This window comes from Streptomyces sp. DSM 40750 (assembly GCF_024612035.1).
In the GTDB taxonomy this organism is placed as follows: Bacteria; Actinomycetota; Actinomycetes; order Streptomycetales; family Streptomycetaceae; genus Streptomyces.
Genome location: NZ_CP102513.1, coordinates 1,327,186 through 1,351,803 on the forward strand (window position 1 = coordinate 1,327,186; position 24,618 = coordinate 1,351,803).

Genomic DNA, 24,618 nt, shown 5'->3' on the forward strand with positions numbered 1-24,618 from the left:
GTAAGGGGCCCGCTCACGCCCAGAGGGCCTCCGCCAGCGCCACCCCCACCAAGGCCGCGCCCAGCCCCGCCACCACGCTCGCGACGACGTTGGCGACGGCGTGAAAGCGTGCGCCGTCCTGGGCGAGGCGCAGGGTCTCGAACGAGAAGGTCGAGTACGTGGTGAGCGCCCCGCACAGGCCGGTACCGAGCAGAAGTTGCAGGTGGGAGGTGGCGGCACCGGCGGTCACGGCGCCGGTGAGGACGCCGAGGACCAGGGAACCGGCGACGTTCACGGTGAACGTGCCCCAGGGGAAGACCGTGTCGTGGCGGGACTGCACGGCGCGGTCGGTGAGGTAGCGCAGAGGCGCGCCGACCATTCCGCCGACGATGACGAACATCCAGTTCACGACGGCCTCTTACCTTCCTCACGTGGTTCGGTGGGCCCGGTCCGGCCGACGACCTCGCAGTGGTCGAGCATCACCAGCCCCTCGGTGACCAGTTCGTCCAACCGCGGCAGGAACGCCCGTACGCGGTCCTCCGTGTCCACGACGATCACCGCGACCGGCAGGTCCTCGCTGAGCGAGAGCAGCCGTGAGGTGTGGACGATCGAGGAGGCGCCGAAGCCCTCGATGCCCCGGAAGACGCTGGCGCCCGCGAGGCCGGCCGCATGCGCCCGGTGCACGATCTCGCTGTAGAGCGGCTTGTGGTGCCAGGTGTCGTGCTCGCCGATCAGGACAGTGAGGCGGAGGGCGGGACCGGTGAGCCATGTCTGTTCGGGGCTTGTCATCGTCGCCTCCCTGTGAGGAGCAGGCGTGCTGTCGTCGCCGCCAGCCAGACCGCGGTGAGGGCGGCGAGGAGGGTGGCGGCGAGGTAGGCGAAGGCGGTGCGGGGGTGGCCCTCGTCGACCAGTCGCTGGATGTCGACGGCGTAGGTCGAGAAGGTGGTGAAGCCGCCCAGCACTCCGGTGCCGAAGAAGGGCCGCACCAGGCGGTGGGCGGCCCGGATGTCCGTGATCACGACCATGAAGAGGCCGATCACGAAGCAGCCGACGATGTTCACCCAGAACGTGGTCCAGGGGAAGCCCCCGGGCGGCGCGGGCCACAACAGGGACGCGCCGTAGCGCGCTGCCGCACCGATACCGCCGCCGAGGGCGACGACCGCGATGACGGGTGCCTGGCCGTGCCAGAAGGACGGCCTGCGGACAGACGTGCCCGCGGCCGTCCGGGGGGCACGGAAGGCTTCGACCTTGTCGGGGTGCGGGACTGTCATACGCGTACGTCTCCTACTCGCCGGGGCCCGGACGTCGGCCGGGCGTGCTCCGTTCGCAAGCAGGGACCGTTGGCGGCGCCGGTGCCGCTGTTCGAGTACGGCGGGCCCCACCGCCGCGCCGCGAGGCAGGGTCGCGACTGATCAACAGCGTAACGCCGTCGCCGTGCGCCCCGCACTCGCCCGGTGGCGGACGGCGCCCGCTCAGCCCGCCTTCCCCGGCAGCTCGCACACCGCGACCCCGCGCTCCCACAGGCTGCCCAGGATCAGCCGGCCCTCGGCCACACAGGCGCTGGTGACCATGCGGAAGCGGGAGTGGTGGTCGACGAGGGTGTGGACGACGTGACCCTCGTCGTCGACCGCGACGACCCCGGCGAAACCGAGGGGCCGGAACGGCGCCCGTACCGCGACCCGGCTCGCGGCGCGTCGTACGGCGGGGCCGGTGCGGTGCAGTCGGTCGAGGGCGCCGATGCGGGGCCCGGCGAGCGCCACCCGGATCAGTCCGTCGGGGCCGCGCCACATGTTGTCCGGCATGCCCGGCAGGTCCTCGACGAAGGGCTCGCTCGTGCCCGCCTCGGGCCCGGTGAGGTGGACGCGGGTGAGGCGGCGGTCGCCGGTCTCCGCGACCACGAGGAACGACTCGTCCGCGGAGGCCGCGAGACCGTTGGCGAACTGAAGCCCCTCCAGGACGACTTCGGGTGTCCCCTCCCCCGGCGCGAGGCGCAACAGCCGTCCGGTGCCGGTGTGTTCGACGATGTCGCCGATCCACCGGTCGAGCGGATGGCGGCGGCTGGAGACCGTGAAGTAGACCGTCCCGTCGGAGAGCGCCACGACGTTGCTGCAGAACCGCAGCGGCTCACCGCCGGCCTCGTCGGCGAGCACCCGCACGGTGCCGTCGCCGGTCGTGACCCGCAGCAGCCCCCGCTCGGCGTCGCACACCAACAGGTCGCCGTCCGGGAGGAGTTCGAGACCCAGCGGCCTGCCACCGGTATCGGCGAGCGTCTCGACCCGGGCCCGCCCCGGCTCCGCGAGCCCGTCCACCCGCAGGACGCGTCCGTCCTCCACGCCGGTCAGCACCCGCCCGCGTCCGTCGGCGATCACGTCCTCGGGCCCGCGCCCGCCGATCCCGACGAACGCCTCTGGCACGAGTCCGGCACCTCGTGAGTCCGTCCTGCCCGCCACGCCCGTCATGTCCGCCTCCCGGTCGTCCGCCCGCTGCCTGCGGTGGTCCATCCTGGCAGGGGGCCGGGCCGCCCCTCGTGACCTTGGGTTAAGTTGGCCGCCACCGACCAGGGAGACCGCCGTGCCCGCCCGCCCCCGCCTGCTGTACGTCACCGACCTCGCCTACCCGGCCCGTGGCCGGCGCTACTGCGACGAGGACATCTTCCTCACCTCCCGGCTGCGCGCGGACTTCGGCATCGCCCTGTGCCATCCGCTGGACGCGGCGGCCCTGATGGACGGCTTCGACGCCGTCGTGGTCCGCAACAGCGGACCCGTCCTGCACCACCAGCAGGAGTACGACGCCTTCCGCGAGCGGGCGACGGCACTCGGCACCCCCGTCTACAACCCGCTGACCGGCCGCGCCGACATGGCCGGCAAGCAGTACCTGCTGGACCTCACCGGGGCCGGGTACCCGGTCATCCCCACCGTCGACCGGCCCGAGGACCTGAAGCGGCTGCCCGAGACCGCCTCGTACGCGGTCAAGCCGAAGGCCGGCGCGGACTCCATCGGCCTGCGCTTCTTGACCGGGGCCGAGCTGACGGGGCTGACCTGGGGTGACGTCCTCGTCCAGCCGCGCGTCGACTTCCGCTACGAGGTGTCCTTCTTCTACGTCGACGACACCTTCCAGTACGCCCTGTACGCGCCCGATCCCGACCGGCGCTGGGTCCTCGAACCGTACGAGCCCACCGACGCCGACCTCGGCTTCGCCCGGCGGTTCGTCGACTGGAACACACTGGACCACGGCATCCAGCGGGTGGACGCCTGCCGTACCCGGGACGGGGACCTCCTGCTGGTCGAGTTGGAGGACCTCAACCCGTATCTCTCCCTGGACCGCGTGCCCGAGTCGGTCCGGGACGCGTTCGTCGACGCCATGAAGGCCTCGCTGCACCGCTTCCTGGACACCGTCAGCCGCCCCTGAACGGCCGGAGGGCCCGTACGCCGAGGCGTACGGGCCCTCCGTCACTCACTCACCGGTCTAGCGATGGCTGAACCACGCCATGGAGGACAGCGCCCTGTCGTCGTAGCCGAACAGGGCCTGGTTCTCCCAGCCGTTGCCCGAGGACGAGTCGGTCGGGTCCCAGCCGTTGCCGGACACGGCCGTCCAGGTGGACTCCCAGTAGAAGACACCGAGGCCGCGGCCGTTCGGGACGGCCTCCACGATGCTCGCCACGTCGTTCATCCACCTGCGCTGCCCGAGCGTGTTCGCCGGGTAGCCGGACACCAGCTCACCGCTGAGGTCGATGATGTTCTCGTGCGAGTCCTCGCTGTCGAGACGGAACGGGTAGGCCGTCTCGGCGAGGAACACCGGCTTGCCGTAGCGGGACGCCGCGTCGTCCAGGGTCGTCTGGAAGTCGGCGAGCGTGCCGTGCCAGTAGCCGTAGTACGACAGGCCGATGACGTCGAACTTCACACCGTTGGAGACCGCGCTGTCGAACCACCAGCGCGTGCCGGAGAGGTCACCGCCCTTGGCGAGGTGCAGCGCCACCTGGGTGGAGGAGTTGACCGCCTTGACCGCGTCGTAGCCGGAGTTGAGCAGACCGGCGAGCTGCGACCAGTTGGAGGTGGAGCCCGCGGACCACAGCATGCCGCCGTTGATCTCGTTGCCGACCTGGACCATGTCGGCGGTGGTGCCCTGGGACTTGAGGGCGCTCAGGACGTCGTAGGTGTGGTTGTAGACGTCCGTCTTCAGCTGGCTGTAGCTGTGCCCGGTCCACGCGGACGGCACGGTCTGTGCGCCCGGGTCGGCCCAGGTGTCCGAGTAGTGGAAGTCCACCAGCAGCTTCATGCCCTGCGCCTTGATGCGCTTGGCGGCGGCGAGCACGCGCGTCTTGTTGTTGTAGCCGTCGGCGGGGTTCACCCAGACCTTGACGCGCGCGTAGTTCTGACCGGCGTTCTTGAGGATGGCGAGCGCGTCGCCGGTGGTGCCGGAGCTGTTCTTGTAGACGCCGCCCTTGGCCTCGCTCTTGATGAGCGACGACACGTCGGAGCCCTTGATGGACAGGCCCGTCGTACCGGACGCGAAGGTCAGGTCGTCGACGTTGATCCAATTACCGGCGCCCGCGTCGGAGTTGATGCTGATCGTGCACTGGTTGTTCGTCACCGCGATGGAGGTGACGATCCGGATCCAGCCGCTGGAGGAGACCGGGATGTCGGTGCGCTGCTCGGCGCTGCCGCAGTTCTTCAGCGCGATGTACGCGGAGTTCTGGCCGCCTCCGGAGCGCACCCACGCGGTGAGTTTGTAGTTCCCGTTGGTCAGCCCGGACAGGTACTGGTACGTCTCCACCTTGTAGGCCGAGGCCGAGTAGTGGGAGAGACGGTAGCTGCCGCCGTGGCCACCGGACTCGGTGAAGGAGGCGGAGTTCTGCCCGGCCGCCGAGTACGTCGACCAGCCGGCCGGCGTCGCGGTCCCGGTGCCGTCGGACTCGAAGCCCCCGTTGGTGAGCGTGGAGGCGGCGGAGGCCGAGGGGGCGGGCAGGGTGGTGAGCGCCAGGCCTGCGAACAGCGGTATCAGCAGGGCCCTGAGGGCGCGTCTCGCGTGGAACATCGTCGTCCCTTCGACGAAGGTGGGGATCTGGTTGTGCGGTGCTGTGGCGGCGCCGCACCCGAAGGCCGTGGGCGCGGCGCCGCCGTTGCCGACCGGATGTCCCCAGAGATCCGGCCGGTGTTCGGGGGTGATCAGGCGTCGAGGCGTACGACCCTGACGCCGCCGGCGGGTACGACGAGGCGGCCCGCCGCCCTTTCGCCGGTGAGGAGTTCGGTGCCGTCCGTGTCGAGCGGCACCTTCGCGTCGAGCGCGGTGTGGTTGAGCGCGAAGAGGAAGTCGCCCGACTCCCCCGCCCGGCGCACCACTTCGACGTCGCGCGGCAGATCGGCGCGCGGCGCGATGCCCGCGTCGTCGGCGGCCCAGCCGAGGAGCGCGTCCAGCCCGGCCGGGTCCAGGCGGGTCGACACGTACCAGGCGGAGCCCTCGCCGAGCCGGTGCCGGGTGACGGCGGGCCGGTCGGCGGTGAGTCCGTCGGCGTACGTCCACACGGTCTCGGCGCCGCGCAGGACGACGAACTCCGTCCACACGTCACCGGTCAGCTCGGAGCCGTCGGGCCCGGTGATCCGGACGCTCTCCCCGCCGAGCAGCGGCGAGAACTCCTCGACGGTCAGGCCGAGCACGTCCCGCAGTGCACCGGGGTACGGGCCCTCGTGGACGGCGTCGTGCTCGTCGACGATCCCGGAGAAGTACGAGACGACGAGGGTGCCGCCGTTCTCGACGTACGCCTTGAGGTTGCTCCCCGCCGCTTCCGTCATCAGGTACAGCGCGGGTACGACGACAAGGGGATAGGCCGACAGGTCGGCTTCCGGGTGGGCGAAGTCGACCGTGAGGTGGCGGTCGTAGAGGGTTTCGTAGAAGGCGTCGGCGCGTTCGCGGGCCTCGTGGTCCTCGCTGGGGCGCCAGGCGAGGTTCTGCGCCCACCAGGAGTGCCAGTCCCAGAGGACGGCCACGTCGGCCTGGGTGCGGGTGCCGCGGATCTGGCTGAGCGAGTCGAGAGAGGCGCCGAGCTCGACGACCTCGCGCCACACCCGTGAGTCGGTGCCGGCCTGCGGCAGCATCGCCGAGTGGAACTTCTCGGCGCCGCGCCGGGACTGCCGCCACTGGAAGAACATGGCGCCGTCGGAGCCGCGGGCCACATGGGCGAGGGAGTTGCGGGCCATCTGGCCGGGGGCCTTGGCGGGGTTGCGGGCCTGCCAGTTGATGCCGGAGGTGGAGTGCTCCAGGAGCAGCCAGGGGGCGCCGGCGCCGACCGAGCGGGTGATGTCGGCGGCCATCGCCAGGTTCACATGGGTACGGCGGCCGTCGGTGATCAGGTAGTGGTCGTTGGTGACGAGGTCGACCTCGCGGCCCCAGGCCCAGTAGTCGATGGAGTCGCACTGGCTGAGCGCGGTCATGAAGTTGGTGGTGACCGGGATGCCGGGCGCCAGGCGGTGCAGGATGTCCCGCTCGGCGACGAAGTTCTCGCGGATGGTCTCGTCGGCGAACCGCTTGTAGTCGAGCGCCTGGCCGGGGTTGCCGACGGTGGGCGCCACGCGCGGCGGGTTGATCTGCGCGAAGTCGGTGTAGTGCTGGCCCCAGAAGGCCGTGCCCCAGGCCTCGTTGACCGCCTCGACGTCGCCGTACGTGCGCTCCAGCCAGCGGCGGAAGTGCGCGGCGCAGGAGTCGCAGTAGCAGGCGGAGACGGGGACGCCGTACTCGTTGTGCACGTGCCACAGGGCGAGCGCAGGGTGGTCGGCGTAGCGCTCGGCGAGCCGGGTGGTGATGTTCACGGCGGCGGCCCGGTAGTCGGCGTTGCTGTGGCAGATGGCGCCGCGCGAGCCGAACTCGTAGCGGGTGCCGTCGGCGGCCACGGGCAGTGCCTCGGGGTGCTCGCGGTAGAACCAGACGGGCGGGACGACGGTGGGGGTGCCGAGGTCGGCACGGATTCCGTTCTCGTGCAGCAGGTCGAGCAGGCGGTCGAGCCAGCCGAAGTCGTACACCCCGCGCTCGGTCTCCAGCAGGGCCCACGAGAAGATGCCGACACTCACCATCGTGACGCCGGCCTCGCGCATCAGCCGGACATCCTCGTGCCAGACGGTTTCCGGCCATTGCTCGGGGTTGTAGTCCCCACCGAAGGCGAGCCTGGTGAGGCCCGTGGGGGTGGTCTCCGGCATGGATCTCTCCCGTTTGGTCGATCGTCTGGGAACGTGCACACACAGCGGCGGCGGTGTGAGCCCAACATAACCGCACAGCAACAACCATTGACAAGTGTCCGGGATGTTTCTCTACTGTGAACGCTCACAGAAGCATGGCACGGTCTTCGCAGCAGGCGAGGGCCCAGGTCAGGGGAGAAAGATCCATGCCCAACATCACCAAGCACCGGCGATTTGTGGCCACTGCCGTCGTCGTCGCGCTCGGCGCCACCACACTTGCCGCCTGTGGCGGGTCCGACGACGACAGCGAGGCCCAGTCGGGGCCGGCGAAGCTGACGTACTGGACCTGGACGCCGGGCATGGACAAGGTCGTGGACCTGTGGAACAAGGGGCCCGGCAAGGAGCAGCAGATCACCGTCACGGTGAAGAAGCAGGCCTCCGGCGACACCCTCGTCACCAAGATCCTCACCGCGCACAAGGCGGGCAAGGGCCCGGACCTGGTGCAGGCCGAGTACCAGGCACTGCCGACGCTGGTCAGCAATGACGCGGTCGCCGACATCGCGGACGAGGCGGGCGACGCGAAGAGCAAGTTCGCCGACGGTGTCTGGCAGCAGACCACACTGGGCTCGGACGCCGTCTACGCGATCCCGCAGGACATCGGGCCGATGATGTTCTACTACCGCGATGACCTCTTCAAGAAGTACGACCTGACCGTTCCGAAGACCTGGGACGAGTTCGCCGAGACCGCGCGGAAGCTCAAGAAGGAGGACGCGGACGTCGATCTGACGACGTTCTCCGCCAACGACTCCGGCCTCTTCGCCGGTCTCGCCCAGCAGGCGGGCGCCGAGTGGTGGACCACCGAGGGCCAGAAGTGGAAGGTCGGCATCGACGACGCGGCGACGCAGAAGGTCGCCGACTTCTGGGGCGGCCTGGTCAAGGAGGGCGCCATCGACAACCAGCCGATGTACACCCCGGCCTGGAACAAGGCGCTCAACACCGGCAAGCAGATCGCCTGGGTCAGCGCCGTGTGGGCGCCGGGCACGCTGACCACCGCCGCGCCCGACACCCAGGGCAAGTGGAAGGTGGCGCCGCTGCCGCAGTGGTCGTCGTCCGAGAACACCACCGGCAGCTGGGGCGGCTCCTCGACCGCGGTGACCACGGACTCGAAGAACAAGGGTGCCGCCGCGAAGTTCGCCGCCTGGCTGAACACGGACCCGGAGGCGCTGACCGCGCTGGCGAAGGAGGGCGGCATCTACCCGGCCGCCACGACCGCGCAGACCAGTGACGCGTTCACCGAGCCGCCGGCGTTCTTCTCCAACCAGGCCGACTTCTACACCACGGCCTCCGAGATCGCGAAGACCACGGCGCCCTCCGCGTGGGGCCCGAACGTGAACGTCGCGTACACCACCTTCAAGGACGCGTTCGGTGCCGCCGCCAAGGACAAGTCGGACTTCGGCGCCGCCCTGAAGTCGATGCAGGACGACACGGTCGCCGACATGAAGAAGCAGGGCTTCGAGGTCGCGGAGTGACCAGCGCACGCCGGAAGTCGTACGGGGTCAAGGGGGCCCCGTACGCTTTCCTCTTCCCCGCAACAATCCTCTTCGCCCTCTTCTTCGCGCTGCCCATCGGCTACGCGGTCTGGCTCAGCCTGCACAAGGTGCAGGTCAAGGGCCTGGGCCTCGGCTCGGGCGCGCGGCAGGAGGTCTGGGCGGGCGTCGAGAACTACACCGACGCCCTGACCGACTCCGAGCTGCTGGCCGGCGCGCTGCGTGTGCTCGGCTACGGCGCGATCGTGGTCCCGGTCATGCTCGGGCTGGCGCTGGTCTTCGCCCTGATGCTGGACAGCGACAAGGTGAGGCTGGCCCCCTTCACCCGGCTGGCGATCTTCCTGCCGTACGCCGTCCCGGGCGTCGTGGCGGCCCTGCTGTGGGGCTTCCTCTACCTCCCGGACGTCAGCCCCTTCTACTTCGTGCTGGAGAGGCTGGGGCTCCCGCAGCCGGACCTGCTGGACGGCGGCGGTCTGTACGCGGCGCTGTCGAACATCGCGATATGGGGCGGCACCGGCTTCAACATGATCGTCATCTACACCTCGCTGCAGGCGATCCCCGCCGAGGTGTACGAGGCCGCGAAACTGGACGGCGCGACGCCGCTGCAGATCGCCCTGAAGATCAAGATCCCGATGGTGGCGCCCTCGCTGGTATTGACCTTCTTCTTCTCGATCATCGCGACGCTCCAGGTCTTCAGCGAGCCGACCACCCTCAAGCCCCTCACCAACTCGGTCTCCACCACGTGGAGTCCGCTGATGAAGGTGCACCGGGACGCCTTCGGCGAGGGCGACATCTACTCGGCGGCGGCCGGCGCGGTGATCATCGCCGTGGCCACGCTCGTCCTGTCCTTCGGCTTCCTGAGGGCCGCGAACTCCCGGAACAAGCGGTACGACAGTCAAGGAGCCGCACGATGAGTTCTCTTGCCGTCCGCAAGACCGCCCCGGCGGCCGGTACCACGCCCGGCACCGTCCAGGGCCCGCCGCTGCGCCGCCGGATCGCGCTCGTCCCGACGCTCACCCTGCTGCTGGGCGCGATCTACTGTCTGCTCCCCGTGGCCTGGGTGCTGATCGCGGCCACCAAGTCGGGCAGCGAACTGTTCTCCACGTTCACGTTCCTGCCGGGCAGCGGCTTCGCGGACAACCTGTCCGACCTGAACGCCTACCGCGACGGCGTCTACTGGCAGTGGATGGGCAACTCCGCCCTCTACGCCGGCCTCGGCGCCCTCCTGTCCACCGCCGTCTCCGCGGTCAGCGGCTACGCGCTGGCGATCTACCGCTTCAAGGGCCGCGAGACCGTCTTCAACATCCTGATGGCGGGCGTGCTGATGCCGCCGGTGATCCTCGCCATCCCGCAGTACCTGCTGATGGCGAAGGCGGACCTGGCGGACAGCTACTGGTCGGTGTTGCTGCCGCTGATCCTCTCCCCGTACGGCGTGTACCTGTCCCGGATCTACGCGGCGGCCGCCGTGCCCTCCGATGTCGTCGAGGCCGGCCGGATGGACGGTGCGAGCGAGTGGCGGATCTTCACCCGGATCGCGCTGCCGATGATGGTGCCGGGTCTGGTGACGGTCTTCCTGTTCCAGTTCGTGGCCGTCTGGAACAACTTCCTGCTGCCGTACATCATGCTCAGCGACGACGAGAAGTTCCCGATCACGCTGGGTCTTTTCACGCTGCTCGAGCAGGGCGCGAACACTCCGGCGCTCTACACCCTGGTGATCACGGGTGCGTTGCTCGCGGTGATCCCGCTGATCGCGCTCTTCCTGGTCATCCAGCGCTTCTGGAGCCTCGATCTCCTCTCCGGGGCCGTAAAGTCATGACCATGAGCAGCACGGGGGGCAGGCGCAAGCCGCCGACCATTCACGACGTGGCGCGCGAAGCGGGAGTCTCCAGGGGAACCGTCTCGCGCGTGCTCAACGGCGGTCACTACGTCAGCCCGACAGCCGCCGAAGCGGTCAACGCCGCGATCCGCAGGACGGGCTATGTCGTCAACCGGCATGCGCGGTCGCTGATCACCGGCCGCTCGGACTCGATCGGCTTCCTGTTGACGGAGCCGCAGGAGAAACTCTTCGAGGACCCCAACTTCAATGTCCTGCTGCGGAGTTGCACCCAGGCGCTGGCCGCGCACGACATCCCGCTGCTGCTGATGCTGGCCGGCACGGAGGACGAGCGGCGCCGGATCACGCGGTACATCACGGCGGGCCACGTCGACGGTGTGCTGCTGGTGTCCGGCCACTCCGCCGACCCGGTCGCCGAGGAACTGCGTGAGGCGGGGGTGCCCCTCGTCCAGTGCGGCAAGCCCATGGGGCGGGGCTCCAAGGTGAGTTATGTGGCCGCGGACGACCGGGACGGCGCCCGTGACATGGTGCGCCATCTGCTGTCGCTGGGCCGCCGCCGTATCGGTGTCGTGACCGGTCCGCTGGACAGCCCGGGTGGTGTCGACCGTCTCGCCGGGTACAAGGAGGTGCTCACCGAGGCGGGCATCGAGATCGACGAGCGCCTCATCACCTCCGGCGACTACAGCCGGGCCAGTGGCGAGGCGGGCGCCGAACGGCTGCTGGCGCGGGCCCCGGACATGGACGCCGTGTTCGTCGCCTCCGACCTGATGGCGCAGGGGGCCCTGACGGCGCTGCGCCGGGCGGGCCGCCGGATCCCCGAGGACGTGTCCGTGGGCGGCTTCGACGACTCCGCCGCGGCGACGGAGTCCACCCCCGCCCTCACCACGATCCGCCAGCCCTACGACCGCATCAGCAACGAGATGGTGCGGGTGCTGCTGGCCCAGATCGGCGGCGAGGACCCGGCGGCGGTGATCCTCCCGACGGAACTGGTACGACGCGAGTCGACCTGAGGCGCCCCCGGCCCGAGCTTGAGTTGTCGCGTATCGCGCATCGCCGTGGTGGCGGGGCCGACCCCGGGTCGGGGTCCGGCTGTCCGGCGCGGAGCGCCTGCCCGCACCGATCGCGGTAAGAATCCAGGCCTCACGGTCATCACCCGAACGGTCGTCCGAAGGTCGCGTCGTCACCGGGGTGGGAGCGCCGGCGTGGGGGTACTCGACGAGCACCGGCCCCGGTTTCGGTTGGACACTGGAATGCGGCCGGTGTGGGCCGGTGGACGAGACCAGGACGCGACTGCCATGAACAGCGACATGAAATCCAGAGACGCGGAGACCGTCGTCTCCAGCCATTCCGTCTTCGGGGCCCCCTGCTGGGTGAGCCTCACCAGCCGTGACCTGCCGGCCACGGAGAACTTCTACGCCGCCGTGCTGGGCTGGCGATGGCGCACGGCCAAGCTCGGCGACCACTTCCGGATCGCGCTGGCGGACGGGGTGCCGGTCGCCGGGATCGCCGGGGTGGCGAACCTGTGGCAGATGGCGGTCGCCTGGACTCCGTACTTCGCCGTGTCCGACGCGGACGCGGCGGCGGGCCGGGCCAGGGAGCGCGGCGGCACGGTCGCGGTCGGTCCCCTCTCCTTCCCGCCCGGCCGGGCGGCCCTGCTGGCGGACCGCCACGGGGCCTCCTTCGGCATCTGGGAGGGCGCGCTCTTCACCGACTGGGAGACGTGGCGCAAAGCCGCCCCCGCTTTCATCCGTCTCCACACCCGGGACGCCTTCGACGCCGCGATCTTCTACGGCGAGGTCCTGGAGTGGGCCACCGAGAAGCCCGGCTGCTGCGAGGTCCGCTACGAGGCGAACGAGGTCGTCCTGCGCAGCGAGGGCGAGGTCGTGGCCCGGATCACCTCGGGCGCGCTGGAAGCCGCGCCCGACCCCACGATCCGTCCCCACTGGCAGGTCCACTTCTTGGTGTCCGATGTGTCGACCTGCGTCGAGGCCGCCCAGCACCACGGCGGAACGGTTCTCTCGCACGACGCGAACGAGGCGGTGCTCCGCGACCCGGACGGCGCCCAGTTCACGATCACCTCACGCCGCGGACGCTGACCGCCGCGGTCACCGGGCGGCAGGCTGCCGTACCGACGAGTAGAGGGACTGCTTCTCCCCCAGTGGCCGACCGGTGACCTGCCCGCGCCAGAGCAGGAGGCCGTGGCGCCGTTCCCAGTACGCCGCGTACGTCCCGGTCACCATCCGCGCCGGCACGAACAGCAGCGGCAGGAAGACGGCCACGGGTTCCCACGCCAGGGCGGCGACCAGACTGACCGCCACCAGGAAGCCGACGAAGGGCCAGCCGAAGCTGCGACGGAGGGACTCCTTAGGTGTGGGCAGCACCGACTCGAGGTCCGCCAGGGGCAGAGCGGTCTCGAAGTCGCGTTTCTCGCTGCCCGGCCAGCCGACGGTGCAGGACAACAGCGCGGAGACCGCGAGGACTGCGGCGACGGCGGCACCCGCCCGCCAGAGCTCGGCAGCGGACTCGGGCACGTCGCGCAGCCCGAGCACCACGGGCACGGTCACGATCATGGCGCACGCCGCCTCGGCAGCGGTGATCAACTGATGGTGGACGTACCTGACCACGGTTCTCCCCCTCCGCACCCGCCCTCCCCAAGGCCGGGTGCCACTACTCCTATGCCCGCCGTCGGCGCGGCACACCCCGGTCGGGAGCGGTGTTCGCCGCTTGTTCACGCCCCCCGCGACGGCCTCGACGGCCTCGACAGCAGTACCAGCCCCCGGGCCTCGACGGTGATCTCCGCGCCCGCCTTGTACTCGGACTCGTCCGGGACGCCGTCCGGCTCCGCGGCCGTGTCGATCCGCGGTGTCCAGCGCTCGCCGTACCTGGTGCCGGGCAGGCGGAAGACCATCGGCTCCCAGTGGCTGTTCAGCAGGAGCAGGAAGGAGTCGTCGACGACGGGGCGGCCGTAGGGGTCGGGTTCGGCGATGGCGTCACCGTTGAGGAAGACGGCGACGCAATGGGCGTCGGAGCGGTCCCAGTCGGCGTCGGTCATCTCCTGGGCGTCCGGCAGCAGCCAGACCAGGTCGGGGAGCGGCTGGTCCGCGCGGGTCGGCGTGTCGCCGCGGAAGAAGCGGCGGCGGCGCAGCACGGGGTGGGCGGCGCGCAGGGCGATGAGGTCACGGGTGAAGGCCAGCAGCGCGCGTCGTTCGCCGTCCAGGTGCCAGTCGAGCCATGAGACCTCGTTGTCCTGGCAGTAGGCGTTGTTGTTGCCGCCCTGGGTACGGCCCGACTCGTCGCCGTGGCAGAGCATCGGGATGCCCTGGGACAGCAGGAGTGTGGCCAGCAGGTTGCGCTGTTGGCGGGCGCGGAGCGCACGGACACGCGGGTCCTTGGTGGGGCCTTCGACTCCGCAGTTCCAGGACCGGTTGACGTTCTCGCCGTCCCGGTTGCCCTCGCCGTTGGCCTCGTTGTGCTTGTCGTTGTACGAGACCAGGTCCCGCAGGGTGAAGCCGTCGTGCGCGGTGACGAAGTTGACGCTGGCGCGCGGGCGGCGCCGGCTGTGTTCGTACAGGTCGGCGGAGCCGGTCAGCCGGGAGGCGAACTCGCCGAGCGTGTGCGGGCGGCCGCGCCAGAAGTCCCGTACGGCGTCCCGGTACTTGCCGTTCCACTCCGACCACAGCGGCGGGAAGTTGCCGACCTGGTAGCCGCCCTCGCCGACGTCCCATGGTTCGGCGATCAGTTTGACCCGGCTGATGACCGGGTCCTGCTGGATCAGGTCGAAGAACGCCGAGAGACGGTCCACCTCGTGGAACTGCCGGGCCAGGGTGGCCGCGAGGTCGAAGCGGAAGCCGTCGACGTGCATCTCGGTGACCCAGTACCGCAGCGAGTCCATGATCAGCTGGAGGACGTACGGGTGCCGCATCAGCAGGCTGTTGCCGGTGCCGGTGGTGTCGTAGTAGTGGCTCCAGTCGCCGTCCACCAGGCGGTAGTACGAGCTGTTGTCGATGCCCCGGAAGGAGAGGGTGGGGCCCTGCTCGTTGCCCTCGGCGGTGTGGTTGTAGACGACGTCGAGGATCACTTCGAGGCCGGCCGCGTGCAGCTCCTTGACCATCGACTTGAACTCCGTGACCTGCTGGCCGCGGGTGCCGTGGGCGGCGTAGTCGTTGTGCGGCGCGAAGAAGCCGATGGTGTTGTAGCCCCAGTAGTTGGCGAGGCCCCGGTCCTGGAGGACGCCGTCCTGCACGTACTGGTGCACGGGCATCAGCTCGATCGCGGTCACACCCAGTGAGGTGAGGTGCTCGACGACGGCGGGATGGGCCAACCCGGCGTAGGTGCCGCGCAGTTCGGCGGGGACGTCGGGGTGGGTGCGGGTGAGGCCGCGGACATGGGCCTCGTAGATGACGGTGTCGGCGTACGGCCGCCGGGGCGGGCGGTCGTCTCCCCAGTCGAAGAACGGGTCGGTGACCACACCGAGCATGGTGTGCCCGGCGCTGTCGGCGCCGGGTTCGTAGAGGGAGGGGTGGTTGTCCATCTGCCCGTCCACCGCTGTGGTGTACGGGTCGAGGAGCAGCTTCGCCGGATCGCAGCGGTGGCCGGCGGCCGGGTCCCAGGGGCCGTGCACGCGGTAGCCGTAGCGCTGCCCCGGTCCGACGCCGGGGAGGTGGCCGTGCCACACGAAGCCGTCGACCTCGGTGAGCGGGACGGAGCGGCGGCGGCCCGCGTTGTCTACGAGGACGAGGTCGACGGCTTCGGCGACCTCGCTGAACAGCGCGAAGTTGGTGCCGGTGCCGTCGTAGGAGGCGCCCAGCGGGTAGGGGTGCCCGCTCCACACGGGCACCCCTTTCCTGTCACGCCGCGCGGTCACCGCGCGTCTTCGCGGGTGTCCGGCGCCTCGCCGCCGGGCGAACCGGCGAGCACGGCGACGGGGATCTCGCGGGGCACCTGGAGCACTTCCCGCAGGTCCGGTTCGGGCGCCGTCGGGACCAGGGGCACGCTCTGGTCGACCGGTGCCCGCTGGGTGAACCAGATGACCGTGCCGCCGGTGTCGGTGGAGCAGCAGCCCCAGCCGTCGCTCAGCGCGGCGATGCGGGTCAGGCAGGGGCGCAGCTCACGGTCCGGGCGCAGCCGGCGGTCGTTCTCGCCCACCGCGGCGATGAGGTGCTGACCGTTCCACCACATCTCGATCGAGGTGTTCTTGTCCGTGGCGTGCTCCGCGATCGCGTGGAGCAGCAGGTCGGCGCTGTGGCAGACGGGCTCGACGAGGGTCTCCAGGTCCCAGAACCGGAGGTGAGCGGCCAGGATGCGCCTGACCTGTCCGACCCGTTCCGGACTGACTTCCACGTCGAGGTGGTAGTAGCGAGGCACTGCGGTCTTCATCGTCGTTGGCTCCTCACCGGCGAAGCTCCCGCTTCTTCTCGTCCCTGTGGAACGAGCCCGAGTCGTCCTTCGTGGAACGGGCCCGAGCACGAAGCGTGAGCACCGATCTCTTCTGAGTCAGCTCCAGAGTGGGAGTGCTACGCCATTCGTGCAACACGAGCGACTCGTGGGGTAGTTGAAGAGCCAACAAGACGGTGCGTGGTTACCCGTGCACCATGAGTGAAGCATCGGCTCCGAGAGGTGTCGGTGCCCCCCTCAGCGCACGACCTCCCCCGGGAAGCGTGCTCCACCGAGAGTGCCGGGAGGTGATCAGCACATGTTGCTGCCCGCCAAGAACGAGGTGGCCAGACATCTGCGGCGCTACCGCACCTGGGAACGCGTGATGCTCGCGTCCCCGACCGACCGCACGGCCCGGGAGAACTTCGAGGATTCGGGCTACACGCTGTGCGTGCTGATGGGCAAGCGCTGCGCCCGAGAGGCCGTGTCGGCCGCCGAGCGCTATCTCCAGACGAGCCTGCCCGCCTACCTCCAGGAACAGACCGGCTACCTCCAGCAGGACCAGCCCGACCAGGACCGCAAGGAGCAGGCGGGCGGAGCCCGTAAGGAGCAGACCCGCCAGGGCCGCAAGAGCCGTGCTGCCAGACGGGGTCCGCCGTCGGGCCGGCGTTCCAAGGCAGAGCGGTAGGACGCGTTCAGTACCCGTTCGGCGTAGTGCCGATCCCCGAGCACGGCGGAGGTGAGACCCATGAGCCCGACCCCGGCCCCGGCCATCGGCCGCGTCCCCATCAGGGACGTGCGCCCGCTCGTCGAGTGCGGCAGGCGCCCCGCGAAGGCGGTCGTCGGCGAGACCTTCGAGGTCACCGCGACGCTCTTCCGGGAAGGGCACGGCGTGATCGCCGCCAATGTCGTGCTCAAGGACCCGGAGGGCCGCCCGGCCCCGTGGACCCCGATGCGCGAGCTCGTCCGGGGCACCGACCGCTGGGGCGCCTGCGTCACACCCACCTCCGTGGGCCGGTGGACCTACCGCGTGGAGGCCTGGGGCGACCCGATCGCCACCTGGCGCCACGCCGCCCGCATCAAGATCCCGGCCGGCATCGACCCCGGACTCGTCCTGGAGGAGGGCGCCGAGCTGTACGCGCGCGCCGCCGCCGGGGTGCCGGAGGGGGGCGGGCACATCGTCCTGCTGACGGCCGTCGGAAAGCTCCGCGACGACACTCTTCCGGTCGCCGACCGTCTGGCGGCGGCGTTGGCGCCGGAGGTGGACGAGGTCCTGACCCGCCACCCGCTGCGCGAACTGGTCACCTCCTCGGAGCCGCTGCCCCTGCTGGTGGAACGCGAGCGGGCACTGTTCGGGTCCTGGTACGAGTTCTTCCCGCGTTCCGAGGGCACCCCCGAGCAGCCCCACGGCACGTTCCGTACCGCCGCCCGCCGCCTGCCCGCGATCGCCGCCATGGGCTTCGACGTGGTCTACCTGCCGCCGATCCACCCGATCGGCACCACCTTCCGCAAGGGCCGCAACAACACCCTCTCCCCCACCCCCGACGACGTCGGCGTCCCCTGGGCCATCGGCTCCCCCGAAGGCGGCCACGACGCCATCCACCCCGACCTCGGCACCCTCGAGGACTTCGACCACTTCATCGCCCAGGCACGAAAATCGGGGCTGGAGGTCGCCCTGGACTTCGCCCTGCAGTGCTCCCCGGACCACCCCTGGGTACACAAACACCCCGAGTGGTTCCACCACCGCCCCGACGGGACGATCGCGTACGCGGAGAACCCGCCGAAGAAATACCAGGACATCTACCCCATCGCCTTCGACGCCGACATGCCCGGCCTCATCGCCGAGACCACCCGCGTACTGCGCCACTGGATGGACCACGGCGTCCGCATCTTCCGCGTCGACAACCCCCACACCAAACCGGTCGTCTTCTGGGAACAGGTGATCGCCGACATCAACACCACCGACCCGGACGTCATCTTCCTGGCCGAGGCCTTCACCCGCCCCGCAATGATGCACACCCTGGCCGCGACCGGCTTCCAGCAGTCCTACACCTACTTCACCTGGCGCACCACCAAGGAGGAACTGACGCAGTACGCCACCGAACTGGCAGGGGAAGCCGCCAGCTACATGCGGCCGAACTTCTTCGTCAACACCCCCGACATCCTCCACGCCTTCCTCCAGCAGGGCGGACGCCCGGCCTTCGAACTGCGCGCGGTCCTGGCCGCGACCCTCTCCCCCACCTGGGGCGTGTACTCCGGCTACGAACTGTGCGAGAACACCCCGCTCAAACCCGGCAGCGAGGAGTACCTCGACTCGGAGAAGTACCAACTCCGCCCACGCGACTGGGACGCAGCCGAACGAGACGGACGTACGATCGCGCCCCTCATCACGGCGCTCAACGACATCAGGCGGCGCCACCCCGCACTGCACGGACTCAGGAACCTGCGCTTCCACCACACCGACAACGACGCGGTGATCGCGTACAGCAAGCGCACGGGCTCGGACGCGGTCGTGGTGGTCGTCAACCTCGACCCCCACCACACCCAGGCGGCCTGGGTCTCGCTCGACATGGCGGAACTCGGCCTGGACATGGACGAAAACGTGCCGGTGCGCGACGAGTTGACAGGCGAGACCCACCGCTGGGGAAGGACGAACTACGTGTGCCTGACACCCGGGCGGGCGCCCGCACACGTCTTCCACGTCCAGCTCCACGCCGAGAGCTCGTCCTCCTCGTCCCAGATCGGAGGGTCAGGTACGCCATGACCATGAACAAACCCATCCCGGACACCTTCGAGGACACTCCGCAGAAGGACCGGGACCCGGACTGGTTCAAACGCGCCGTCTTCTACGAAGTCCTCGTCCGCTCCTTCCAGGACACCGACGGCGACGGCATCGGCGACCTCAAGGGCCTCACCGCCAAACTCGACTATCTGCAATGGCTGGGCATCGACTGCATCTGGCTGCCACCCTTCTTCAAATCGCCGCTGCGCGACGGCGGCTACGACGTCTCCGACTACACCGCCGTCCTCCCCGAATTCGGCGACCTCGCCGACTTCGTGGAATTCGTCGACTCCGCCCACCAACGCGGCATGCGCGTCATCATCGACTTCGTCATGAACCACACCAGCGACGAGCACCCGTGGTTCCAGGAATCGAGGAACGACCCGGACGGGCCCTACGGGGACTACTACGTCTGGGCCGACGACGACAAACAGTTCCAGGACGCCCGCATCATCTTCGTCGACACCGAAGCGTCCAACTGGACCTTCGACCCCGTCCGCAAGCAGTACTTCTGGCACCGGTTCTTCTCCCACCAACCGGACCTCAACTACGAGAACCCCGCTGTCCGAGAAGAAATGCTGGCCGCTCTCAGGTTCTGGCTGGACCTCGGCATCGACGGCTTCCGCCTCGACGCCGTCCCCTACCTCTACCAGGAGGAGGGCACCAACTGCGAGAACCTCCCGGCCACCCACGCGTTCCTCAAGCACGTCCGCCGGGAGATCGACGCGCTGTACCCGGACACGGTCATCCTCGCCGAGGCGAACCAGTGGCCGGAGGACGTCGTCGACTACTTCGGCGACTTCCCCAGCGGCGGCGACGAATGCCATATGGCGTTCCACTTCCCCGTCATGCCACGCATCTTCATGGCGGTGCGCAGGGAATCGCGCTATCCGGTGTCGGAAATCCTCGCCAAGACCCCGGCCATTCCGTCGAACTGCCAGTGGGGCATCTTCCTGCGCAACCACGACGAGCTGACCCTCGAAATGGTCACCGACGAAGAGCGCGACTACATGTACGCGGAGTACGCCAAAGACCCGCGTATGCGCGCCAACATCGGAATCAGGCGTCGACTGGCCCCGCTGCTGGACAACGACCGCAACCAGATCGAACTGTTCACCGCCCTTCTGCTGTCCCTCCCCGGCTCGCCGATCCTCTACTACGGCGACGAGATCGGCATGGGCGACAACATCTGGCTCGGTGACCGCGACGCCGTACGCACCCCCATGCAGTGGACGCCCGACCGCAACGCCGGCTTCTCCTCCTGTGACCCTGGCCGCCTCTACCTGCCGACGATCATGGACCCGGTCTACGGCTACCAGGTGACGAACGTCGAGGCATCGATGTCCTCCCCGTCGTCGCTGCTCCACTGGACCCGCCGCATGATCGAGATCCGGAAACAGAACACGGCGTTCGGCCTCGGCACCTATACCGAGTTGCAGTCGTCCAACCCCGCTGTGCTGGCGTATCTCCGGGAGTGCAAAGACGACTTGGTGCTGTGCGTGAACAACTTCTCGCGCTTCGCGCAGCCCACCGAACTCGATCTGGGCGCCTACGAGGGACGTCACCCCGTCGAACTCATCGGCGGCGTCCGTTTCCCCGCCATCGGTGAACTGCCCTATCTGCTCACCCTCGCGGGCCACGGCTTCTACTGGTTCCGGCTCTCCCGAGTCCTCTCCCGCGCTGCCCGAGGGCGTTGAAGCGCGGGCCGGCGAAAGGACGCGTCACCATGCCGAAGACCGCAACCGCATCGCTCCGACCGAGCAGCGACGGGGTCGCCGCCGACCTGATGACCTCGCTCGCCGGACTGCTGCGCGAGTGGCTGCCGAGGCAGCGCTGGTTCGCCGGCAAGGACCGGCCGGTCACGGATCTCGCCCTGCTGTCGATGACCGAGCTGTATCCGGGATGTCTGCACCTGCTCGTGCACACCGGTCAGCCGAGCCACACCGGTCACTGCGGGGTGCCCGGGCCCGGCGGCGCTCCTTCGGACGGTGACTGCTACCAGTTGCTGCTCGGTGTGCGCGAACATCTGGTGCCGCGCCTGGGACGGGCGCTCATCGGGCAGGCGCACGAGGGGCCGCTGGCGGGTCTGACGGTCTACGACGCGCTGTACGACCCTCGCTCGGCCCAGTTGCTCCTTGAGCGGCTGCGGCACCCCGGTACGGCGGGACCGCTGCGCTTCGAGGCGAACCCGGACATACGGGTACCGGCCGGGCTGGCGCCGCGGCTGCTGGACGCCGAGCAGTCCAACTCCTCGCTGGTGTACGGGGACGAGTACATCCTGAAGGTGTTCCGGCGCATCCAGCCGGGTGTGAACCCCGATCTGGAGGTGCCGGGTGCGCTGGCCGGGCAGGGGTGCGGCCGGGTGCCCGCTCCGGTGGCCTGGTTCCGGACGACCGATCCGTTCGCGGCGACGCTGGGTGTGCTCCAGCCGTTCCTGCCCGACGCGTCCGACGGCTGGACGCTGGCGCTCGGCGCGCTCGCCGCAGGGCACGACTTCACGGCGCAGGCCCGTGAGCTGGGGCGGGCCACGGCGGAGGTGCACCTCGCGCTGGCCTCGGCCTTCCCCTCCGGGCCCCATGACGAGAACGGGCGCACGGCGGCCGCGATGACCGAACGGCTGGACGCCGCCGCGCGCTGTGTACCGGCCCTGCAGCCGTTCGTCCCCGGTCTGCGCACCGCCTTCCGCGCCCTCCTGTCCTGCGATGTCGGGCCGCCCGCCCAGCGCATCCACGGCGATCTGCACCTGGGGCAGGTACTCCGGGCCGGCCGGGAGTGGTTCGTGATCGACTTCGAGGGAGAGCCGTCCCGCCCGCTCGCCGAGCGGTGCGGCACCCAGTCCCCGGTGCGGGACATCGCCGGGATGCTGCGCTCCTTCGACTACGCCGCCCGGCAGCGCCGCCCCTGGCGCCCGGAGTGGGCGCGCCGCTGCCGTGAGGCCTACTGCGCGGGCTACGCCGCCCGCGCCGGCTGGGACCCCCGCAAGAAACACGGCCTGCTGCGCGCCTACGAGACGGACCGGGCCGTGTACGAGGTCCTCTACGAGGCCCGGCACCGCCCCGACTGGCTTCCCGTACCGATGGCGGCGATCGAGCGACTCGCCGTGAGAGGAGACTGAAACCGTGGCCCTGCGCGACACCACTTCCCCCGAGGCGGCGGGCCCGCCCCCGCGCAGACCCCGGCTGACCGTGCCCGCCCCTCCCCTGGCCCCCGACGACCGTGCGCGTCTGCTCTCCGGCGCCCACCACGACCCGCACGCCCTGCTCGGTGCCCACCCGGTGGCGGGCGGGGTCGCCGTACGGGCACTGCGCCCGTACGCGCATGCGGTGAGCGTCGTGATCGACGGCGAGCGCACGTATCTCGCCTCGGAGGGCGAGGGTCTCTTCTCCGTCCTGCTGCCGCTCGACGCCGTCCCCGCGTACACGTTGTTCGTGTCGTACGAGGACACCGACCACGAGATCCACGACCCGTACCGTTTCCTGCCCGCGCTCGGCGAGCTGGATCTGCATCTGATCCGGGAGGGGCGGCACGAGCAGCTGTGGAAGGCGCTCGGGGCGGAGCCGATGACCCACCAGGGCGTGACCGGCACCCGCTTCACGGTGTGGGCGCCGAACGCCCAAGGGGTGCGTGTCGCCGGGGACTTCGCCTGCTGGAACGGGACGGCGTTCCCGATGAGGTCCCTCGGTTCGTCCGGAGTCTGGGAGCTGTTCCTGCCGGGGGTGGGCGAGGGCGCCCGCTACAAGTTCGAGATCACCTCCCGACACGGCCACCGTTTCCTCAAGGCCGACCCGATGGCACGCCAGGCGGAGGTGCCCCCCGCGACGGCGTCCATCGTCACGGCCTCGCAGTACGAGTGGGGCGACGCGGAGTGGATGGCCGGGCGCGGGGACACACCGGTGCACGAAGCACCGTTCTCCGTCTACGAGATCCATCTGCCGTCCTGGCGACCGGGACTGACGTATCGTCAACTCGCCGAGACACTCCCGGAGTACGTCTCCGACCTCGGCTTCACCCACGTCGAACTCATGCCGGTCGCCCAGCACCCGTTCAGCGGCTCCTGGGGCTACCAGGTCACCGGCTTCTACGCGCCCACCTCACATCTCGGCACCCCCGACGACTTCAAGTACCTGGTCGACGCGCTCCACCGGGCCGGCATCGGCGTGATCGTGGACTGGGTGCCGGCCCATTTTCCCAAGGACGACTGGGCGCTCGCCCGCTTCGACGGGGAGCCCCTGTACGAACCCGGGGACTCACGGCGTGCCGAGCATCCGGACTGGGGGACGTACGAGTTCGACTTCGGCCGCACCGAGGTACGCAACTTCCTCGTGGCGAACGCCGTGTACTGGTGCGAGGAGTTCCATGTCGACGGGCTGCGGGTGGACGCGGTCGCGTCGATGCTCTACCTCGACTACTCGCGTGACTCCGGTCAGTGGTCTCCCAATGTGTTCGGCGGGCGCGAGGACCTGGACGCGGTCGCCTTCCTGCAGGAGATGAACGCGACCGTGTACCGGCGGGCGCCTGGTGTGGTGACCATCGCGGAGGAGTCCACGGCCTGGGACGGCGTGACCCGCCCGACGGACAGCGGCGGCCTTGGCTTCGGGCTGAAGTGGAACATGGGGTGGATGCACGACTCGCTGGGCTACATCGAGCACGAGCCGGTGCACCGCAAGTACCACCACAACGAGATGACGTTCTCGATGGTGTACGCCTACAGCGAGAACTACGTCCTGCCCATCTCGCACGACGAGGTCGTGCACGGGAAACAGGCGCTGGTGTCGAAGATGCCGGGCGACTGGTGGCAGCGGCGGGCCAACCACCGCGCGTATCTCGGCTTCATGTGGGCCCACCCCGGCAAGCAACTCCTCTTCATGGGCCAGGAGTTCGCCCAGGGCGGGGAGTGGTCGGAGCCGCACGGCCCCGACTGGTGGCTCCTGGACCCGGCGTACGGCGCCGAAGCCGACCACCGGGGCGTACGCGACCTCGTCCGCGACCTCAACACCGGCTACCGTCACACCCCCGCCCTCTGGCAGCGGGACAGTGATCCGGCCGGCTTCCAGTGGGTGAGCGGGGACGCCGCCGAGGACAACGTCTTCGCGTTCCTGCGCTTCGACGCGCACGGCACACCTCTGCTGGCCGTCTCCCACTTCAGTCCCGTGGTCCGCGAGGACTACCGCCTCGGGGTGCCCGAGAACGTCCCGGTGTGGCAGGAGGTGCTGAACACGGACGCCGCCCGCTACGGGGGCAGCGATGTGACGACCCCCGATCCGGTGCGGACCGAGCCCCACCCCTACGCCGGCCGCCCCGCGAGCATCCGCCTCACGCTGCCCCCACTGGCCACGGTCTGGTTCCGCCCGGCCCTCTGGTCCGCCCTGGCTCCGGAGCAGTCGCTCGACGGTCAGGGCTCGTCCTTCGGCCGTCCGTGGGCGACCGGTCAGGATTGAAGAAGCCACCTGGCACTCTGCCGCCCTAGCGTGGACGACAGATCCCAACGACCAGAAACGACCACGGAGGAGTACGCCATGACCGCCGGACTCAAGACCATCATCTACCCCGTCAAGGATCTCGCTCAGGCGAAAGCCCTGTTCGGTGCACTGCTGGCGGTCGAGCCGTACGCGGACACGCCGTACTACGTCGGGTTCAAGGACGCGGGGCAGGACGTGGGCCTGGACCCCAACGGCCACGCCAAGGGGATGACGGGTCCGGTGCCGTACTGGCACGTCACCGATATCCGGTCGACGCTCGCGGGGCTGCTCGGGGCCGGCGCGGAGACGCTGGAGGACGTCCACGACGTGGGTGGCGGCCGGCTGATCGCCTCGGTGAAGGACACGGACGGGAACCTGATCGGGCTTCTGCAGGACACCACCACCGAGTAGGGCGGCGCGCAGTGGTTGCACGTGCACTAGTTGCACGGGCAACGATCGCCTTGTCCTCTGTTACCGT

Annotated in this window: 21 protein-coding genes; 12 read left to right on the forward strand and 9 right to left on the reverse strand. The window is 69.8% G+C overall.

Annotated features, from left to right (window positions below; genetic code table 11):
- Positions 1-13: 13 nt before the first annotated feature.
- The 4 genes from crcB (JIX55_RS06165) to JIX55_RS06180 all read right to left on the reverse strand — a co-directional run bounded on the left by crcB (JIX55_RS06165) (position 14) and on the right by JIX55_RS06180 (position 2,438).
- Entirely contained in the window at positions 14-388 is a 375-nt protein-coding gene (gene crcB / locus JIX55_RS06165) for a fluoride efflux transporter CrcB (RefSeq protein WP_257562211.1), read from the reverse strand.
- Positions 385-768, reverse strand: a complete 384-nt coding sequence (locus tag JIX55_RS06170; RefSeq protein ID WP_257562212.1) for a DUF190 domain-containing protein — start codon at positions 766-768, stop codon at positions 385-387. Before JIX55_RS06170 ends, crcB (JIX55_RS06165) begins: the two co-directional genes overlap by 4 nt.
- Complete coding sequence (gene crcB, locus JIX55_RS06175) at positions 765-1,250, reverse strand: fluoride efflux transporter CrcB (RefSeq protein WP_257562213.1); 486 nt, start codon at positions 1,248-1,250, stop codon at positions 765-767. The genes JIX55_RS06170 and crcB (JIX55_RS06175) overlap by 4 nt, the downstream gene beginning before the upstream one ends.
- A gap of 201 nt (positions 1,251-1,451) precedes the next feature.
- Complete coding sequence (locus JIX55_RS06180) at positions 1,452-2,438, reverse strand: SMP-30/gluconolactonase/LRE family protein (protein WP_257569234.1); 987 nt, start codon at positions 2,436-2,438, stop codon at positions 1,452-1,454.
- 112 nt (positions 2,439-2,550) lie between these two features.
- Between JIX55_RS06180 and JIX55_RS06185 the strand changes: the two genes are divergently transcribed.
- Positions 2,551-3,387, forward strand: a complete 837-nt coding sequence (locus JIX55_RS06185; protein ID WP_257562214.1) for a hypothetical protein — start codon at positions 2,551-2,553, stop codon at positions 3,385-3,387.
- 57 nt (positions 3,388-3,444) lie between these two features.
- On the opposite strand, the gene JIX55_RS06190 is transcribed toward JIX55_RS06185, so the two are convergent.
- Positions 3,445-5,013 (reverse strand): glycoside hydrolase family 53 protein, encoded by a 1,569-nt coding sequence (locus JIX55_RS06190; RefSeq protein WP_257562215.1) that lies wholly within the window; start codon positions 5,011-5,013, stop codon positions 3,445-3,447.
- A gap of 131 nt (positions 5,014-5,144) precedes the next feature.
- Positions 5,145-7,166, reverse strand: a complete 2,022-nt coding sequence (locus tag JIX55_RS06195) for a beta-galactosidase (protein WP_257562216.1) — start codon at positions 7,164-7,166, stop codon at positions 5,145-5,147.
- A gap of 185 nt (positions 7,167-7,351) precedes the next feature.
- Here JIX55_RS06195 and JIX55_RS06200 point away from each other — a divergent pair, with 185 nt between their 5' ends.
- The 5 genes from JIX55_RS06200 (at position 7,352) to JIX55_RS06220 (ending at position 12,622) form a co-directional block, all read left to right on the forward strand.
- Positions 7,352-8,674: an ABC transporter substrate-binding protein gene (locus tag JIX55_RS06200; protein WP_257562217.1), complete on the forward strand. Its 1,323-nt coding sequence runs from the start codon at positions 7,352-7,354 to the stop codon at positions 8,672-8,674.
- Entirely contained in the window at positions 8,671-9,606 is a 936-nt protein-coding gene (locus JIX55_RS06205) for a carbohydrate ABC transporter permease (protein WP_257562218.1), read from the forward strand. Before JIX55_RS06200 ends, JIX55_RS06205 begins: the two co-directional genes overlap by 4 nt.
- Positions 9,603-10,508, forward strand: coding sequence for a carbohydrate ABC transporter permease (locus tag JIX55_RS06210; RefSeq protein ID WP_257562219.1), 906 nt, complete (start codon positions 9,603-9,605; stop codon positions 10,506-10,508). Before JIX55_RS06205 ends, JIX55_RS06210 begins: the two co-directional genes overlap by 4 nt.
- Positions 10,505-11,536 (forward strand): LacI family DNA-binding transcriptional regulator, encoded by a 1,032-nt coding sequence (locus tag JIX55_RS06215; RefSeq protein WP_257562220.1) that lies wholly within the window; start codon positions 10,505-10,507, stop codon positions 11,534-11,536. Before JIX55_RS06210 ends, JIX55_RS06215 begins: the two co-directional genes overlap by 4 nt.
- Before the next feature lie 285 nt (positions 11,537-11,821).
- On the forward strand, positions 11,822-12,622 hold the full coding sequence (locus tag JIX55_RS06220) for a VOC family protein (RefSeq protein WP_443046383.1): 801 nt from the start codon (positions 11,822-11,824) through the stop codon (positions 12,620-12,622).
- A gap of 9 nt (positions 12,623-12,631) precedes the next feature.
- Here the strand turns inward: JIX55_RS06220 and JIX55_RS06225 are convergent, their stop codons facing one another.
- The 3 genes from JIX55_RS06225 to JIX55_RS06235 all read right to left on the reverse strand — a co-directional run bounded on the left by JIX55_RS06225 (position 12,632) and on the right by JIX55_RS06235 (position 15,902).
- Complete coding sequence (locus JIX55_RS06225) at positions 12,632-13,150, reverse strand: hypothetical protein (RefSeq protein WP_257562223.1); 519 nt, start codon at positions 13,148-13,150, stop codon at positions 12,632-12,634.
- Between the two features lie 104 nt (positions 13,151-13,254).
- Positions 13,255-15,390 (reverse strand): glycogen debranching protein GlgX, encoded by a 2,136-nt coding sequence (glgX, locus tag JIX55_RS06230; RefSeq protein ID WP_306819987.1) that lies wholly within the window; start codon positions 15,388-15,390, stop codon positions 13,255-13,257.
- Complete coding sequence (locus tag JIX55_RS06235) at positions 15,387-15,902, reverse strand: pep a2 (protein ID WP_257562225.1); 516 nt, start codon at positions 15,900-15,902, stop codon at positions 15,387-15,389. The genes glgX and JIX55_RS06235 overlap by 4 nt, the downstream gene beginning before the upstream one ends.
- A 316-nt stretch (positions 15,903-16,218) precedes the next feature.
- On the opposite strand from JIX55_RS06235, the gene JIX55_RS06240 reads away from it, so the two are divergent.
- The 6 genes from JIX55_RS06240 (at position 16,219) to JIX55_RS06265 (ending at position 24,551) form a co-directional block, all read left to right on the forward strand.
- Entirely contained in the window at positions 16,219-16,587 is a 369-nt protein-coding gene (locus tag JIX55_RS06240; protein ID WP_257562226.1) for a DUF5133 domain-containing protein, read from the forward strand.
- Between the two features lie 60 nt (positions 16,588-16,647).
- Complete coding sequence (locus tag JIX55_RS06245; RefSeq protein ID WP_257562227.1) at positions 16,648-18,663, forward strand: alpha-1,4-glucan--maltose-1-phosphate maltosyltransferase; 2,016 nt, start codon at positions 16,648-16,650, stop codon at positions 18,661-18,663.
- Positions 18,660-20,378 carry a maltose alpha-D-glucosyltransferase gene (treS, locus tag JIX55_RS06250; protein WP_257562228.1) on the forward strand — a complete coding sequence of 573 codons (1,719 nt, stop codon included), beginning with the start codon at positions 18,660-18,662 and terminating at the stop codon, positions 20,376-20,378. Before JIX55_RS06245 ends, treS begins: the two co-directional genes overlap by 4 nt.
- 29 nt (positions 20,379-20,407) lie before the next feature.
- Positions 20,408-21,796 (forward strand): maltokinase N-terminal cap-like domain-containing protein, encoded by a 1,389-nt coding sequence (locus tag JIX55_RS06255; protein WP_257562229.1) that lies wholly within the window; start codon positions 20,408-20,410, stop codon positions 21,794-21,796.
- 4 nt (positions 21,797-21,800) lie between these two features.
- On the forward strand, positions 21,801-24,119 hold the full coding sequence (glgB, locus tag JIX55_RS06260; RefSeq protein ID WP_257562230.1) for a 1,4-alpha-glucan branching enzyme: 2,319 nt from the start codon (positions 21,801-21,803) through the stop codon (positions 24,117-24,119).
- A gap of 78 nt (positions 24,120-24,197) precedes the next feature.
- Positions 24,198-24,551, forward strand: a complete 354-nt coding sequence (locus JIX55_RS06265; protein ID WP_257562231.1) for a VOC family protein — start codon at positions 24,198-24,200, stop codon at positions 24,549-24,551.
- Positions 24,552-24,618 lie beyond the last annotated feature (67 nt).

Bases quoted from the DNA above. Each gene is read 5' to 3' on its own strand.
- JIX55_RS06240 (WP_257562226.1), top strand. From the start codon at position 16,219: ATGTTGCTGCCCGCCAAGAACGAGGTGGCCAGACATCTGCGGCGCTAC.
- JIX55_RS06195 (WP_257562216.1), bottom strand. From the start codon at position 7,166: ATGCCGGAGACCACCCCCACGGGCCTCACCAGGCTCGCCTTCGGTGGG.
- JIX55_RS06245 (WP_257562227.1), top strand. From the start codon at position 16,648: ATGAGCCCGACCCCGGCCCCGGCCATCGGCCGCGTCCCCATCAGGGAC.
- JIX55_RS06200 (WP_257562217.1), top strand. From the start codon at position 7,352: ATGCCCAACATCACCAAGCACCGGCGATTTGTGGCCACTGCCGTCGTC.
- JIX55_RS06215 (WP_257562220.1), top strand. From the start codon at position 10,505: ATGACCATGAGCAGCACGGGGGGCAGGCGCAAGCCGCCGACCATTCAC.
- JIX55_RS06220 (WP_443046383.1), top strand. From the start codon at position 11,822: ATGAACAGCGACATGAAATCCAGAGACGCGGAGACCGTCGTCTCCAGC.
- JIX55_RS06255 (WP_257562229.1), top strand. From the start codon at position 20,408: ATGCCGAAGACCGCAACCGCATCGCTCCGACCGAGCAGCGACGGGGTC.
- JIX55_RS06210 (WP_257562219.1), top strand. From the start codon at position 9,603: ATGAGTTCTCTTGCCGTCCGCAAGACCGCCCCGGCGGCCGGTACCACG.
- JIX55_RS06235 (WP_257562225.1), bottom strand. From the start codon at position 15,902: ATGAAGACCGCAGTGCCTCGCTACTACCACCTCGACGTGGAAGTCAGT.
- JIX55_RS06170 (WP_257562212.1), bottom strand. From the start codon at position 768: ATGACAAGCCCCGAACAGACATGGCTCACCGGTCCCGCCCTCCGCCTC.
- JIX55_RS06180 (WP_257569234.1), bottom strand. From the start codon at position 2,438: ATGACGGGCGTGGCGGGCAGGACGGACTCACGAGGTGCCGGACTCGTG.
- treS (WP_257562228.1), top strand. From the start codon at position 18,660: ATGACCATGAACAAACCCATCCCGGACACCTTCGAGGACACTCCGCAG.
- JIX55_RS06265 (WP_257562231.1), top strand. From the start codon at position 24,198: ATGACCGCCGGACTCAAGACCATCATCTACCCCGTCAAGGATCTCGCT.
- JIX55_RS06190 (WP_257562215.1), bottom strand. From the start codon at position 5,013: ATGTTCCACGCGAGACGCGCCCTCAGGGCCCTGCTGATACCGCTGTTC.
- crcB (WP_257562213.1), bottom strand. From the start codon at position 1,250: ATGACAGTCCCGCACCCCGACAAGGTCGAAGCCTTCCGTGCCCCCCGG.